This is a genomic window from Arthrobacter sp. D3-18 (assembly GCF_054408525.1).
Map to the genome: position 1 here is coordinate 199,989 of NZ_CP096440.1, position 15,133 is coordinate 215,121.

The 15,133-nt window shown below is 63.1% G+C and carries 12 protein-coding genes and 1 riboswitch; all 12 genes read left to right on the forward strand.

From position 1 onward, the window contains the following. Positions 1 to 12: 12 nt before the first annotated feature. Positions 13 to 111, forward strand: a riboswitch (glycine riboswitch). Positions 112 to 246: 135 nt separating this feature from the next. Continuing rightward, positions 247 to 3,138 carry an aminomethyl-transferring glycine dehydrogenase gene (gene gcvP / locus M1D89_RS02990; protein WP_498647892.1) on the forward strand — a complete coding sequence of 964 codons (2,892 nt, stop codon included), beginning with the start codon at positions 247 to 249 and terminating at the stop codon, positions 3,136 to 3,138. An 11-nt stretch (positions 3,139 to 3,149) separates the two neighbouring features. Beyond that, positions 3,150 to 4,286, forward strand: coding sequence for a glycine cleavage system aminomethyltransferase GcvT (gcvT, locus tag M1D89_RS02995; RefSeq protein WP_498647894.1), 1,137 nt, complete (start codon positions 3,150 to 3,152; stop codon positions 4,284 to 4,286). A gap of 254 nt (positions 4,287 to 4,540) precedes the next feature. Continuing rightward, positions 4,541 to 4,924, forward strand: a complete 384-nt coding sequence (gcvH, locus tag M1D89_RS03000) for a glycine cleavage system protein GcvH (RefSeq protein WP_017197389.1) — start codon at positions 4,541 to 4,543, stop codon at positions 4,922 to 4,924. After that, on the forward strand, positions 4,921 to 6,240 hold the full coding sequence (glyA, locus tag M1D89_RS03005) for a serine hydroxymethyltransferase (RefSeq protein ID WP_498647896.1): 1,320 nt from the start codon (positions 4,921 to 4,923) through the stop codon (positions 6,238 to 6,240). Before gcvH ends, glyA begins: the two co-directional genes overlap by 4 nt. A gap of 798 nt (positions 6,241 to 7,038) precedes the next feature. Beyond that, a complete protein-coding gene (locus tag M1D89_RS03010) occupies positions 7,039 to 8,439 on the forward strand; it encodes an L-serine ammonia-lyase (protein ID WP_498647898.1) in 1,401 nt (466 codons plus the stop codon). A 46-nt stretch (positions 8,440 to 8,485) separates the two neighbouring features. Then, a complete protein-coding gene (gene lipA / locus M1D89_RS03015) occupies positions 8,486 to 9,493 on the forward strand; it encodes a lipoyl synthase (RefSeq protein ID WP_498647900.1) in 1,008 nt (335 codons plus the stop codon). A 546-nt stretch (positions 9,494 to 10,039) separates the two neighbouring features. Further along, positions 10,040 to 10,495 carry a hypothetical protein gene (locus tag M1D89_RS03020; protein ID WP_498647902.1) on the forward strand — a complete coding sequence of 152 codons (456 nt, stop codon included), beginning with the start codon at positions 10,040 to 10,042 and terminating at the stop codon, positions 10,493 to 10,495. Positions 10,496 to 10,598: 103 nt separating this feature from the next. After that, complete coding sequence (locus M1D89_RS03025) at positions 10,599 to 11,465, forward strand: COG1470 family protein (protein WP_498647904.1); 867 nt, start codon at positions 10,599 to 10,601, stop codon at positions 11,463 to 11,465. 1 nt (position 11,466) lies between these two features. Next, on the forward strand, positions 11,467 to 11,982 hold the full coding sequence (locus M1D89_RS03030) for a hypothetical protein (protein ID WP_498647906.1): 516 nt from the start codon (positions 11,467 to 11,469) through the stop codon (positions 11,980 to 11,982). Further along, entirely contained in the window at positions 11,979 to 13,238 is a 1,260-nt protein-coding gene (locus M1D89_RS03035; protein ID WP_498647907.1) for an Ig-like domain-containing protein, read from the forward strand. Before M1D89_RS03030 ends, M1D89_RS03035 begins: the two co-directional genes overlap by 4 nt. Before the next feature lie 170 nt (positions 13,239 to 13,408). Beyond that, positions 13,409 to 14,473 carry an FUSC family protein gene (locus tag M1D89_RS03040; RefSeq protein WP_498647908.1) on the forward strand — a complete coding sequence of 355 codons (1,065 nt, stop codon included), beginning with the start codon at positions 13,409 to 13,411 and terminating at the stop codon, positions 14,471 to 14,473. 97 nt (positions 14,474 to 14,570) lie between these two features. Next, the gene (locus M1D89_RS03045; RefSeq protein ID WP_498647910.1) at positions 14,571 to 15,068 is read left to right on the forward strand and encodes a MarR family winged helix-turn-helix transcriptional regulator; all 498 of its coding nucleotides are present in this window, start codon (positions 14,571 to 14,573) and stop codon (positions 15,066 to 15,068) included. The last annotated feature ends 65 nt before the right edge of the window (positions 15,069 to 15,133 follow it).

The following is a 15,133-nucleotide window of genomic DNA, read 5'->3' on the forward strand; positions in this document are numbered from 1 at the left end:
ATGCAACGCTATTGATCTGCGGCGGGAGAGTCCTGCCGGTACATCCAGTCAGGCGCCGTAGGAGCAAATCCTCCCCAGGAATCTCTCAGGCCCATGTACCGCCGCGGTTAGGCAACTCTGGAAAGCAGTCCGGGTAACCGGGCTCACCGACGGTGCAAGCAGGCAACATTCCTGCGGAATCTCTCAGGTCCAATACAGAGCGGGGAGGAACCCACATCATCGTGGCGCTCACTGGGCGCCTGAATCATGGAGTTCCTCTTGACTGTTCAATCAACCCCCACCGCCTTCGCGGACCGGCACATCGGCGCCCGCCGCCAAGCCGACGTTGACACCATGCTCAAGGCCATCGGCTACGACTCTGTCGACGGCTTGGTAGACGTCGCCGTCCCCGATTCCATCCGCCAGGAAACTGCGCTCAAGCTGCAGGACGCCCTCACCGAGGTGCAGGTCCTTACCGAGCTCCGCAAGCTCGCGTCCAAGAATAAGACCGCTGTCCAGATGATCGGGCAGGGCTACTACGACACCGTGACGCCGCCGGTGATCCGCCGCAACATACTGGAAGCTCCCGCTTGGTACACGGCCTACACGCCGTACCAGCCGGAAATTTCACAGGGCCGCCTTGAGGCACTGCTCAACTTCCAGACCATGGTGCAGGACCTCACGGGACTTCCCGTAGCCAACGCCTCGCTGCTGGATGAAGCCACCGCCGTGGCCGAAGCCGTGCTGCTGATGCGCCGTGCCAACAAGAACAAGACTGCCAAGGATGGCAAGACTGTCCTCGACGCCGACCTCCTTCCGCAGACCATCGCGATCGTGAAGGGCCGCGCCGAGGCGCTGGGCTTCGAGGTTGAGATTGCCGACCTTTCGGCGGGCCTTCCTGACGGCGACATCAACGGCGTCGTCCTGCAGCAGCCCGGCGTTTCCGGCCGCGTATTCGACCACTCCGGTGTCATAGCGTCGGCCAAGGAACGCGGTGCGCTGGTCACCGTTGCAGCTGACCTGCTGGCGCTCACGCTCATCACGCCCCCGGGCGAACAAGGTGCGGACATCGCCGTCGGAACCGCGCAGCGCTTCGGCGTCCCGCTGTTCTTCGGTGGCCCGCACGCTGCCTACATGGCCGTGCGTGAAGGAATGGAGCGCACACTTCCTGGCCGCATTGTTGGTGTTTCCAAGGACAACGCCGGCGTCCCTGCTTACCGTCTGGCCCTCCAGACCCGCGAGCAGCACATCCGCCGCGAAAAGGCTACGTCCAACATCTGCACCGCGCAGGCTCTGCTCGCGATCGTGGCCTCGATGTACGCGGTTTACCACGGTCCGGAAGGCCTGAAGGCGATTGCTGAAACCGTCCACGGCCAGGCCCGTGTTTTGGCTGCGACCCTACAGAAGGCCGGCCGCGAACTCGTGTCCGAGGTCTTCTTCGACACCCTCACCGTCCGGGTGCCCGGCAAGGCCGACAAAGTCATTGCCGCCGCCGAAGCGCGCGGCATCAACTTGCGTCTGATCGATGCGGACACCGTTGGCGTCTCCGTTGATGAAACCACGACGCCGGAGGTCCTCTCCGCGGTGGCCGTCGCCTTTGGTGCCGGTCCGGTAGGGGACACCGCTGGGTTCGAGCTTCCCGCCAACGTGGTCCGTACCTCCGATTTCCTGCAGCACCCGGTGTTCAACACGCACCGTTCCGAGACACAGCTGTTGCGCTATATCCGCAAGCTGTCCGACCGGGACCTTGCCCTGGACCGCACCATGATCCCGTTGGGTTCCTGCACCATGAAACTCAACGCGACGGCTGAGATGGAAGCAATCTCCTGGCCGGAGTTCGCCTCCATCCACCCGTTCGCTCCGGACCATCAGACAGCAGGTTGGCGCGAACTGATCGAGGACCTGGAAGCTGACCTCACTGAGATCACTGGCTACGACCAGGTCTCCATCCAGCCGAATGCCGGCTCCCAGGGTGAGCTCGCCGGGCTGCTGGCGATCCGCGGCTACCACCTGTCCCGCGGAGATGAGCAGCGCACCGTCTGTTTGATTCCGGCATCTGCCCACGGCACCAACGCAGCCTCTGCTGTGCTGGCGGGCATGAAGGTTGTGGTTGTGGCCACGGCCGGTGACGGCACGATCGATCACGCAGACCTGGCCGCCAAGATCGAAGCCAACAAGGACGTCCTGTCCTGCATCATGATCACCTACCCGTCTACTCACGGTGTGTACGACGCCGACGTCCGCGAGGTCTGCGACGCGATCCACGCCGCCGGCGGCCAGGTGTACGTGGACGGTGCGAACCTGAACGCGTTGGTTGGCCTGGCCCAGCCGGGCAAGTTTGGCGGCGATGTTTCCCACCTGAACCTGCACAAGACGTTCTGCATCCCGCACGGCGGCGGTGGACCGGGTGTTGGCCCTGTTGCTGCGAAAGCTCACTTGGCTCCGTTTATGCCCGGCGACGCTAACAGTGCTGCTACTCCTGAGGACGCTGCCTCTACCGGTGTGGCAATCTCTGCCTCGCGTTATGGCTCTGCCGGTGTGCTCCCGATTTCGTGGGCATATGTGAAGCTCATGGGCGGTCAGGGGCTGACGGAAGCTACCAAGTCGGCGTTGCTGGCAGCCAACTACGTTGCTTCTCGCCTGGATGAGCACTTCCCCATCCTCTACACGGGCGAGGGCGGACTCGTGGCCCACGAATGCATCCTGGACCTCCGCGAATTGACCGCTCGCACCGGTGTGACGGCCGAAGACGTAGCCAAACGCCTGATCGACTTCGGCTTCCACGCCCCCACCCTCGCGTTCCCGGTTGCCGGCACCTTGATGGTGGAGCCCACCGAGTCCGAGGACCTGGCCGAGATCGACCGCTTCATCGAAGCCATGATCACCATCCGCGCCGAGATCGAGCAGGTGGCAAGCGGTGATTTCACTGTTGAGAAGTCGCCGCTGCGCAACGCACCGCACACGGCTGCCGCCGTCGTGAGTTCCGACTGGGACCGCGAGTACCCGCGTGAGCAGGCAGCGTTCCCCGTCCACCACCTCAAGCAGGACAAGTACTTCCCGCCGGTCGGCAGGATCGACGGCGCCGCAGGTGACCGGAATCTTGTGTGCTCCTGCCCGCCTCTCGAAGCATTTGAGAACACTGCTGACTTCGAAAAATAAGGACTCCCGATATGTCTGAGAACTACACAGCCCTCTATGAGCAACACAAAAAGGCCGGCGCTTCCTTCACCGACTTCGGCGGCTGGCAGATGCCCCTCAAGTACGAGTCCGAGCTCGCCGAGCACCACGCCGTCCGCAAGACCGCCGGCCTGTTCGACCTCTCCCACATGGGCGAAGTGTGGGTCACTGGTCCCGAGGCTGCCGCCTTCCTGGACTACGCGCTGGTGGGCAAGATGTCCGCGGTAGCCGTGGGCAAGGCCAAGTACTCGCTGATTTGCAACGCCGACGGCGGCATCATCGACGACCTCATTTCTTACCGTCGCCCCTCTCCCGAAGAAGGCGTGGACAAGTACCTGGTGGTCCCTAATGCGGGCAACGCGACGGTAGTTGCCGCTGCGCTGGTGGAGCGCGCATCCGGTTTCGACGTCGTGGTGGAGGACGCCTCGGCTGAAACCTCCCTCATCGCAGTGCAGGGCCCGAACGCCGAAGCCATCCTGCTGACCCTTGTCCCGGCCGAACAGCACGCGCGGGTTACCGAGTTGAAGTACTACGCGGCGGCGGAGGTCGCCGTCAACGGGCAGGACCTGTTACTGGCCCGCACCGGGTACACGGGCGAGGACGGCTTCGAGATTTACATCCCGAACGTCGACGCTGCTGGCCTCTGGGAAGCGCTGCTCGAAGCGGGCGAAGGCCACGGACTCATCCCTGCCGGCCTAGCAGCCCGCGACTCCCTGCGCCTTGAAGCCGGGATGCCTCTGTACGGCAACGAGCTTTCGCGCCACGTCAATGCCTACGCGGCAGGGCTTGGTCCGGTAGTTTCCCTTGCCAAGGAAAGCGACTTCATTGGCCGCGACGCGCTCACTGCTATCAAGGCTGCCGGCGTCGGCTCCGCTCTTGGACAGAAGCTCGTGGGCCTCAAGGGCGCCGGACGCCGCGCCGCCCGCGCCCATTACTCGGTGCTCAAAGACGGTTCGCTCATCGGTGAAGTCACCTCCGGCCAGCCAAGCCCGACGCTCGGCTACCCGATCGCCTTGGCGTATGTCGACGTCGAGCATTCAGAGCCGGGCACCATCGTGGACGTCGACCTCCGCGGCAAAGCCGAACCGTTCGAAGTTGTGACGCTGCCGTTCTACAAGCGCGCTAGGTAGCCGGCGGGAGTGACTGGGTGTTACGAAGCCCGGCGGGAGTGACATCCTCCGCGGGCTCGGTCGCAGAAGCGCCCGCTGGGCGGACGCGATGCTTCCTTGGACGCCCGCTTCCGGATGTCACTCCCGCAGGGGCGTGTTGCCGGATGTCACTCCCACAGGGCTGCGGCGCTGGTTGAACCCCTAAGCGCTGGGGATGGGTCAACCTGCCGCAAGAGATCTTGGAAAGTTTTCAGTAAGTGAGAGAAGGAATTGGAATGAGCAAAGTAGTCGCCGAGCTGAAGTATTCGGCTGAACACGAGTGGGTTGCCGTCGATGGTGACGGGCCTGTGGGGATTGGGATTTCTGCGGTGGCCGCTGACGCCCTGGGCGACATTGTGTATGTGGACCTGCCCGAGGTTGGCTCCACTGTGACCGCCGGCGAGACGTGTGGCGAGGTGGAATCGACCAAGTCCGTATCGGACCTGTACTCACCCGTAACGGGCGAGGTGACCGAGATCAACGACGCCGTAGTGAGTGATCCCGCCCTCATCAACAACGATCCCTATGGTGCCGGCTGGCTGTTCAAGGTGGCCGCCACCGAAGAAGGGCCGCTCATGTCGGCCGAAGAATACGCTGCAACGAACGGTGGAGAACTGTGAACCCGGTATCTGTAACTGACTTTCAGCAGGTTGTGTCGGCGTCGTTGGACGCCCAGCTGTCCGAGCTGGATCCTGAGATCGCTGCAAAGATCGACGACGAACTGGGTCGCCAGCGCGACGGCCTGGAAATGATCGCTTCCGAAAACCACACAGCTGTTGCCGTGATGCAGGCTCAGGGTTCCGTGCTGACCAACAAGTACGCCGAGGGTTACCCAGGCAAGCGGTACTACGGTGGCTGCGAACACGTTGACGTGATCGAACAGCTTGCGATTGACCGCATCAAGTCCCTGTTCGGCGCAGAGTTTGCCAACGTTCAGCCCCACTCCGGAGCCCAGGCCAACGCCTCCGTGATGCACGCCCTCATCAAGCCCGGCGACACCATCATGGGCCTCAACTTGGCCCACGGCGGCCACCTGACCCACGGCATGCGGATCAACTTCTCCGGCAAGCTCTACAACGTGGTCCCTTACGGCGTCCGCGAGGACACCCACACGGTAGACATGGCCGAAGTTGAGCGCTTGGCGCAGGAGCATAAACCTGCACTCATCGTTGCCGGCTGGTCCGCGTATGCGCGGCAGCTGGACTTCGCCGAATTCCGCCGGATCGCCGACTCCGTTGGTGCCTACCTCATGGTGGACATGGCCCACTTCGCCGGTCTGGTTGCTGCAGGCCTCCACCCGTCACCGGTCCCGCACGCCCACGTCACCACGTCCACCACGCACAAGACCCTCGCCGGTCCGCGAGGCGGCATCATCCTCTCCAACGACGCCGACATCGCCAAGAAGATCAACTCGGCCGTGTTCCCGGGCCAGCAAGGCGGACCGCTGGAACACGTCATCGCCGGGAAGGCCGTCGCGTTCAAAATCGCCGCTTCCGAAGAGTTCCGTGAGCGCCAGGAACGCGTTCTGGCCGGTGCCCGGATCCTCGCAGAACGACTCGTCCAGGCCGACGTCGCCGCCAAGGGCATCAGCGTGGTCTCCGGCGGCACCGACGTGCACCTGGTCCTCGTCGACCTCCGCAACTGCGAACTCGACGGCCAGCAAGCCGAAGACCGCCTCGCCGCGATCGATATCACCGTCAACCGCAACGCCGTCCCCTTCGACCCCCGCCCGCCCATGGTCACCTCCGGCCTGCGCATCGGCACCCCTGCGTTGGCTACGCGCGGGTTCGGCGAAGAGGCGTTCCGCGAGGTTGCGGATGTCATCGCCGAAGTGTTGATCGCCGACGCCGATGCGGACCTTTCCGGGTTGCGGCACCGTGTTGATGTGCTGGCGAAGGCACACCCGCTGTACCCGGGTGTTGCGAACCTCGGCTGATCGGTCGGGTTCGCCCATTGGGGCCGGCATCCTCTGCGGGCTGGGTCGGGTTCGCCCGTTGGGGCCGGCATCCTCCGCGGGCTCGGTCGCAGAGGCACCCGCTGAGCGGATGCGATGCTCCCTTAGACGCCCGCTTCCGGATGTCGGCCCCAAAGGGGGCGGCGGCCCGGGCACCGGGATGGTTTGGCAGCGTGGGGGTGTCCTGGTCCGTTTCGGGGGTTGGCTGCGGAAGGTGCCGGGCGCACGGCATGTTTGGCAGGGAACCCACGAAACGGCGACGGGGTCGGGCCGATTGGTCGTCCGGGCGCCGGGTTTTGTTGGGGGTCGCTCCGCTGCTTCGTTCGGTACCGGGATTGAGTGGTTTAGCTGCCGGGGGTGTTCCTTGGGGGCGGGGATGGTTTGGCAGCGTGGGGGTGTTCTGGTCCGATTCGGGGGATGGCTGCGGAGCGTGCCGTGCGCACGGCATGTTTGGCAGGGAACCCACGAAACGGCGACCGGGGCGGGCCGGGGTGGTCGTCCGGGCGCCGGGTTTTGTTGGGGGTCGCTCCGCTGCTTCGTTCGGTACCGGGATTGAGTGTTTTAGCTGCCGGGGGTGTTCCTTGGGCGCCGGGTTGGTTTGGCAGCGTGGGGGTGTCCTGGTCCGTTTCGGGGGTTGGCTGCGGAAGGTGCCGTGCGCACGGCATGTTTGGCAGCGAAGCATCGAAACGGTGAAGGGGCGGGCCGGAGTGGTCGTCCGGGCGCCGGGGTTTGTTGGGGGCGGGGCGGGTTCTTTTTCGTTTTACTTAGTTAGGAAATGACATGGCCGTTGGGGTCTTTGATCTGTTCTCTGTGGGTATTGGTCCGTCGAGCTCTCACACTGTGGGGCCGATGCGCGCCGGGGCGGTGTTTGCCCATGAGCTGCGTGAGTCCGGAATGCTCGAATCCGTTGCCGGGTTGCGGGTTGACCTGTACGGATCCCTGGCTGCTACGGGCAAGGGACACGGGACTTTCACGGCCGTCTTGCTGGGGCTTGAGGGCTTCGATCCCGAGGAGATCCTGCCTGACGAGGTAGAGGAGCGATTGGCTTCAATTGCCGAGACGGGGAAGCTCAACCTCGCTGGCGGTGTGCTCTTGGACTACGCAGTGGCGGACATGATCTTGCATCCGTTGACGGTGTTGCCGCGGCATACGAATGGGATGAAGTTTGCTGTCTCTGATGCTGAGGGGAAGGTGCTGAGGGAGGCGACGTTCTTTTCGGTGGGTGGTGGGTTCATTGTCCGTGAGGGTGAGGAGAGCGCTGCGCAGCAGGAGTTGGAGGAGTCGAAGAAGGAGTTGCCGTTGCCGTTCAGGACGGCTGCGGAGTTGCTGGGCCGGTGTTCCTCGAAAGGTTTGGGGATTTCCGAGATCATGTTCATCAATGAGCGTGCGTCCCGGTCTGAGGAGGAGATCCGGGAGGGTCTGCTGCATATTTGGTCCGTGATGGAGGCCTGTGTTGAAACGAGTCTGAAGCGTGAGGGTGTGTTGCCTGGGGGGTTGAAGGTTCGTCGTCGTTCTCCTGATTGGTTGGAGCGGTTGTTGAAGGAGGACAAGGACCGGAACGATCCTAAGTACTGGCAGGAGTGGGTGAACCTGATCGCGTTGGCGGTCAATGAGGAGAACGCTTCTGGTGGGCGGGTGGTGACGGCGCCGACGAATGGTGCTGCGGGGATCATTCCGGCGGTGCTGTATTACGCGTTGAATTACGCGCCGGGGATGGACAAGGCCACGCAAGCCGATCGGGACGATGTGGTGGTGAAGTTTCTGCTTACTGCCGGGGCTGTGGGTGTGTTGTATAAGGAGCAGGCGTCCATTTCCGGGGCTGAGGTTGGTTGTCAGGGTGAGGTGGGTTCGGCGTCGTCGATGGCTGCTGCTGGGTTGGCTGAGGTGATGGGTGGTACGCCGGGTCAGGTGGAGAACGCGGCGGAGATCGCGATGGAGCACAATCTGGGGTTGACGTGTGATCCGATCGGGGGTTTGGTGCAGATTCCGTGTATTGAGCGGAATGCGATTGCGGCGGCGAAGGCGATCAACGCGGCGAAGATGGCGTTGTGGGGTGATGGGACGCATCGGGTGTCGCTTGATGAGGTGATCGTGACCATGCGTGAAACGGGCAAGGACATGTCCTCCAAGTACAAGGAAACCGCGATGGGCGGCCTCGCCGTCAACGTCGTCGAATGCTGACGCCGGGCCCACCTGCGAAAATGGAATACCAACAAGGAAGAAACTCATGACACTCGCACCTGAAGGCCGTAAGTTGCTGCGCGTTGAGCAGCGTAACTCGGCGGTCCCGGTTGAACGTAAGCCTGAGTGGATCAAGGCCAAGGTCCAGATGGGTCCGGAGTTCGTCCAGCTCAAGAACCTGGTGAAGAAGGAAGGCCTGCACACGGTGTGTGAAGAGGCCGGGTGCCCGAACATTTTTGAGTGCTGGGAAGACAAGGAAGCAACATTCCTGATCGGCGGGTCCGAGTGCACCCGGCGCTGTGATTTCTGTCAGATCGATACCGGCAAACCCTCCCCGGTGGACATGTTCGAACCCACCAAGGTGGCCAGGAGTGTGCAGGCGATGCAGCTGCGCTACGCGACCGTGACCGGGGTGGCCCGTGATGACCTGGCCGATGAAGGTGTGTGGTTGTACGCCGAAACGGTCCGGAAGATCCATGAACTGAACCCGGGCACCGGGGTGGAGTTGCTGATCCCTGATTTCTCCGGCAAGCCCGAGCACATCGCGGTGATCTGTGATTCCAAGCCCGAGGTGTTCGCGCACAACGTCGAGACCGTGCCGAGGATTTTCAAGCGGATCCGTCCGGCGTTCCGGTATGAGCGGTCCCTGGATGTCATCACACAGGGCCGGGATCTGGGCATGGTGACCAAGTCCAACCTGATCCTGGGCATGGGTGAGACCCGCGAGGAAATCTCCGAAGCGCTGCGGGATCTGCACGCGGCCGGGTGTGATTTGATCACGATTACCCAGTACCTGCGCCCGTCCGAGCGGCACTTGCCGGTGGACCGGTGGGTCAAGCCGCAGGAGTTCGTGGACCTCCAGCACGAGGCCGAGGAGATCGGGTTCCTCGGGGTCATGTCAGGTCCGTTGGTGCGCTCCTCGTACCGGGCCGGGCGTTTGTGGGCCACCGCGATGCGGAAGAAGGGCTGGGAGATCCCGGTGGCCCTGGCCCACATCGAGTCCTCCGGAACCACCCGCCAGGAAGCCTCCACCATCCTCGCCGCCCACGGCTAAGCACCACGCACAGCAGCCGGTCTGATCTCATCCGGGCGATGTTCGCCCGCCGGACGGGTGTCAGTATCGTCACCAGCAGTAGTACGACGGCGGTTGGTTGCCTCTCTGAGGTGACTGGCCGCCGTCGGAGGTTAAGTGCCGCGGCGTTAGGTAATGAAACCGAAGCAATCGAACACCAGCGCAGTTTTTGCTCAAGACAGGCACAATGTTCGCGCATTGCTCAAGGAGAGCCGGACGCGTCCGGCGGTTTTGGCTCCGCAAGTGCCCTGAAGCTGCGACTCCACAACTGAGTACAAATGGCCCCGTCCTGACTGGGGACACGGGCTCGCATCCAAGTAGTCCGCCGCCAAAAACTGAGTACTTGCCTGTGGGATGAACGTATTTCCGACCCCTTGGTCGGGCGGAAAAGTGGGGTACATCCGAGAGTAGCCACGGCTGGGCACGTGGCTGAACTATTGGGGTCATCGCTTCATCCGACAACACCGATCGGATGCTGGGGGCTGCGATGCGGCTCCCCGGGACGTAGATCAACCAAGGAGCCTTATCATGCGCAAGCTTTCCAAGAAGAGCCGGATTACAGCAGCCGTCGCCGGTGTGGCACTGGTGGCAGTTGGCGGCGGAGCCGCTTACGCCTACTGGACCACCACGGGTTCGGGCAGCGGCGAGGCCACCAATGCGGCCGGTGGCGGAACCGTAACCCTCCACGCTACGTTTGCCGGCGGGCTCGCTCCGGGCAACGAGGTTGCTGTGGCCTACACGGCAGACAACGCCACAACCTCCAGCACGGTAGTGGGCGATCTCAGCGCCAACGTCACCACCAATGTGGCGACCTGTCTTCCGGCCTGGTTCGAGGTCACCGCTGTCACCACCAACACCCCCGTGGCAGCAAATTCCACCGGAACGTCGGTGGGCAGCGGCGTGCTGAAGTTCAACGACAGCACCACGGCCAACCAGGACGCCTGCAAGGGCGCAGTGGTAACGGTCAACGTCACCAGCCTGTAGCGCCTGACCGCCGGGGACCACCTTGCGAGTGGTGGTCCCCGGCCCACGCTTTCCCTGTTGCCTGCAATGAACCCAGCACTGAACACGCCTGAAAAGAGCCTCCATGGACCCCCGAGCAAAGCGCGCCGCGTCACCGCAGATTACCGGGCCGTTGCACAGCGCTGGCCTTCCACTACGGGCGTTGTTCCTGGTGCTTGTGGTGGCGCTCGTGCCCATGGTCACGCTGGCCGCCAGCGGCGGACAGAGCGACGCCCTGGCGAATGCGGCCAAGGTATCCAAGGGGATCACGGTGACGCTGTCTCCCTCCAGCCGCACCGTGGACCAGGGGCAATCTGCCAGCTATACGGTGTCTGCCTCATCGGTCGGAGGCTTCGCCGGTCAGGTGACATTCTCCGTCGTCGGCCTTCCAACAGGAGCGGCGGCCACGTGGCAACCGTCGTCGGTGGTCCTCTCCTCCGGCGGCACAGCCCAGGCGACTCTGACCGTGGCCACGGCCCCCACCACGCCTGCAGGAAAGACTGACTTCACGCTGAAGGCGACAAGCGGAACAACTCAGGTGTCATCGCAAGCACAACTGCACGTCCTGGAAGCCAATCGGACGTTCGGTGTTTCCGGCTCAGTGGACGGGCTGCTGGCCCCCGGAGTCTCCAGCCCCCTGGATCTGCAAATTTCCAACCCGAACAACAAAAGCATCGCGGTAACCAACCTGACTGTGGCCATTAGCCAGGTGATCAGAACCCCAATGGCGGTGGCAGCCAACTTGCCCTGCACCACTGCCGACTACAACCTGGTCCAATACTCCGGCCAGTATCCGTTGACCGTGGTGCCGGGCACCCGCTCATTGTCGGCCCTAGGTGTTTCCCAAACGAAGTGGCCCCGAATCCAGATGCTCGACACCGCCCAGCTTCAAGACGGTTGCAAAGGCGCGACCCTCAAGCTCACGTACTCCGGCACGGGACAGGCGAACTGAAATGACTGCAACAGTCCGAAACCCCCGCGCTCCTCGCACCGGGCGACTTGCCCGAACAGCTGCTGCCACTGTGGCCCTCTCCATCCTGGGCGGGGCAGGGACAGCCTATGCGTACTGGGCCTCGACGGGCACCGGAAGTGGATCAGCAACGAATGGCACCTTGCAGGCCGTCTCGGTGGACGCACTCGTCCCGGGCGATACCCTGCAAACCAGCCTGGCGCCCGGTGGAACCGCCGACGTCGTCCTCCGCGCCTCCAACCCGAATCCTCACCCCGTGACCATCCATGGTTTTATGGCAAACGGCCCAGTGACAGCCGACGCCGCCCATCCCGCCTGCACCATCACAGGCGTGACGTTCACGCCTCCGCCAACACCGCTGACGCCGCCGGTAACCATTCAGGCGAACACGTCCATGTTGTTGACGCTTCAGGGGGCCGCAAGCATGAGCGCGGCTTCGCAGTCAGCGTGCCAGGGCGCCCAGTTCAACGTTCCCGTGACGCTGGAGGTTCGGAAGTGAGCAAGCATCGCCGGTCAACGGGTCCAGGGGTCACCTTTAGCCTCTGGAACAGAATTGCCGTGATTGTGGCCGGCGTTCTCCTCGTCTCATGGGGAGGGCCGGCCGCCACCGCCTTTTGGGGCTCGATCAGCGGTGGCTCCGGAGTAGCCACGGCCGACGCCGTAGCCCAAGGCTCCAAGCCCATTACCGCCGTTTCCGGCACCAGCGTGACGGTCACCTGGACTGCAAGTACGACGGCGGCAGGTCGGCCCGTGACCGGCTACAGCATCGCTCGCTACGCCACAGCGACTGCGGGTACCGGGATCGCAGCGGCTGGAACCTGCACGGGAACTATCGCCGGCCCAAGTTGCGTGGACACCAACGTTCCTACCGGTACTTGGTACTACGCAGTCACCCCGTTGCTCTCGGCATGGCAGGGCGCGGAAAGCACGCGGAGCGTCCCTACGGCCGTGGACGCGACAGCGCCTGGAGCACCTGCGCTTACGGTTCCCGCTAACGTCAATCTCAACAACGTGAACGCAGTTCCCGTCTCAGGCACGGCGGAAGCAAACTCGTCAGTTTCGTTGACAGTTACAGACGCCGGTGCGGCTAACACATCGACCCAAACAGTCACTGCCAACAGCTCGGGAAACTGGACTGCTACGCCGCTGAACCTGAGCACTTTCAATGAAGGAACCATCACCTATTCAGCCCGGGCGACGGACGCGGCGGGCAACTCCGGACCTGCGGGAACGGCGGCCTCCACCAAGGACGTGACGGCGCCGACCGTGACCGGGGTTCAGCTGAACAACGGCGGAAACAACCCGGGCAAGGTTGAACAGGGCGACTCGGTAACGTTGAGCTTCTCTGAAGCGCTCAATCCGAGCATGATCTGTGGTGCGTGGACCAACAGCACCGCCACCCAAACTCATTCCGGCAACAACAGCAATCAGGTCGTTGTAAGAATCAGTGCCGAGAATCTCCTTACGGTAACCGCTCCAGGCTGCTCCACCCTCAGGATCGGAACTGTAGCGCTAGGCGCCACCTACACCTCCACAGCCCTCACTTTCGCAGGAAACGGTGGCAACGGATCGAGCCTCCAGTGGAATAACTCGGCCAAGACCCTCACCATCACTTTGGGAGCAGGGCCAACCCCTCCGAGCACGGCACCTCTGACCACAGCTCCTGCTACCTATACCCCAGCCTCCGGTCTGATCGACACCGCGGGCAACTCACTGACCCCTTCACCGGTCACAGGGACTCCGTCCCGGTTCTAGTCCAGCTACCTACCCCGACAGTACGGCGCAGATAGTGCCCCTCGCATTCGTGATGAGGGGCACTATCCGGGCCTAATGCCGGGGCAGCCCTAAAGCCCGGGCGTAACCTTGAAGCGGACGCCAGCGCCGCCGTCGTACGTTTGATCCTGCGACGAAAGGCGAGCTGCCACTTGAAGGCTGTAACGGAAATGTTCACGATGGGTCCTGGCAACAAGGACCACCATCCCGCTCTCCGCTGCGCTGTAGGTGTGTTTGTTCCGCTGATTACGTTGACCGTGCTGGGACGACAGGACCTGGCAGTGTTCGCCTCGTTCGGTGCGTTCACCGGAATTTATGGCCGGAATGAGCCCCACAGCGTGCGTTTTCGGAGCCAGTTGCGCGCCGGCGGCTTCATGCTTTTGATCGTTCTCCTGGCCACACTTATGGCCCGCTTTGCGCAGGCCGCGGGCATCGAAGGTGCAGCGTATTCCTGGCTCCTGACGGCTGCCACCACTGTGGTGGCCGGTGTCTGCTCCGTGGTGGTGGCTGCTTGGAGGTTACGGCCCGGCGGCTCGCTCTTTCACATTTTTGCCTTCGCTGCCATTGCCTCCATCGCCGCGCAGCCTCCCCTTTGGGAAGCAATGCTGGTGGCGGTGGGGACTACCGTCTTTTGCTTGCTCATCGGCATGTCTTCACGCGTGCTCAGAAGCCACCGGACACCGTGGAAACGGCCGCCACCCATCCGTCACACCGCAGCTGAGCGCCGGGCGATCTGGCTAGAGGGCGGTGGCTATCTCGTGGCAGCAGGCCTGGCGGGGACCATCGCAACGCTGGTAGGGGAGCGGCTCGGGTTCGGGCACACCTATTGGGCCATGGTGGCGGCCGTGGTTCCGTTGGTGGGTCACTCGACGCGCCACAGGGTCAGTCGTGGCATCCAAAGGATCGCGGGAACGGTGATCGGGCTGGTGCTGCTGGCTGGCATTCTCTGGCTGAACCCTGCACCGTGGGCCATGGTCCTGGTCATTGCCGCGTGCCAGTTCGGGGCGGAGATGTTCATCGCGCGCCAGTATTTGGTGGCACAGGTCTTCGTGACGCCGCTGGCCTTGATTGCCACGCTGTTGGCCGCGCCGGTTGATCCGGCTTTGCTGCTCCGTGACCGCATCATCGAGACCGTCATTGGTGCCGCCGTCGGAGTTGCGGTAGTAGTTGCTCCGGCTGTTTGGCGGCGTCTGCGGGCAAGTGGGCCGGGCGCCTAAGCTCTGATACCCAAGGGCCGGGTCCGCATCACCTCTGCATATCACCTAGGATCAACTGGTTAGACAAGCGAGATATACGTCTACCAAAGGACTGGTGATGAGCGACAAAAGTGAACGTCAGGGCTATTGGTACGGGCTGGAGAGCCGCAAGCGGATGGGTGCCGTGGACGTGCTGAATGCACTCAGGGACTACCGATCCGCCGAAGCCGAGATGCGGCGCCGAACTCAGGCATCCATGGGGATGGGCGAAACGGACCTCATGGCGCTGCGTTACTTGCTGGAAGCGGAGCGTGCAGGCCGCGACGTGGGACCCAAGGAGTTGACTGTCCGCTTAGGAATCACTTCCGCTTCCATGACCTCGCTGGTGGACCGGCTGGTCAGGTCGGGCTATGTCACCCGGGAGCCGCATCCTACTGATCGACGAGCACTTATTCTCCGACCAACTCCAGGATCGGACCAGGAGGTCCGCGGTACGTTGGGCGATATGCATGCCCGAATGATGGAGGTGGCTGGCACCCTGAACGCGGAAGAATCAGCGGTTGTGGTGGGCTTTCTTAGACGTATGCGAGGAGCGATCGACGGCGTTGCCACCTGAGCCCGACTGGACTTAAGTAGTAAGTACACATATAACTAGATAGCCAAGATACTTACTAGGGAATG

Coding starts and splice junctions, on each gene's coding strand:
- gcvP (WP_498647892.1), top strand. CDS start 247: ATGGAGTTCCTCTTGACTGTTCAATCAACCCCCACCGCCTTCGCGGAC.
- gcvT (WP_498647894.1), top strand. CDS start 3,150: ATGTCTGAGAACTACACAGCCCTCTATGAGCAACACAAAAAGGCCGGC.
- gcvH (WP_017197389.1), top strand. CDS start 4,541: ATGAGCAAAGTAGTCGCCGAGCTGAAGTATTCGGCTGAACACGAGTGG.
- M1D89_RS03010 (WP_498647898.1), top strand. CDS start 7,039: ATGGCCGTTGGGGTCTTTGATCTGTTCTCTGTGGGTATTGGTCCGTCG.
- lipA (WP_498647900.1), top strand. CDS start 8,486: ATGACACTCGCACCTGAAGGCCGTAAGTTGCTGCGCGTTGAGCAGCGT.
- M1D89_RS03020 (WP_498647902.1), top strand. CDS start 10,040: ATGCGCAAGCTTTCCAAGAAGAGCCGGATTACAGCAGCCGTCGCCGGT.
- M1D89_RS03025 (WP_498647904.1), top strand. CDS start 10,599: ATGGACCCCCGAGCAAAGCGCGCCGCGTCACCGCAGATTACCGGGCCG.
- M1D89_RS03030 (WP_498647906.1), top strand. CDS start 11,467: ATGACTGCAACAGTCCGAAACCCCCGCGCTCCTCGCACCGGGCGACTT.
- M1D89_RS03045 (WP_498647910.1), top strand. CDS start 14,571: ATGAGCGACAAAAGTGAACGTCAGGGCTATTGGTACGGGCTGGAGAGC.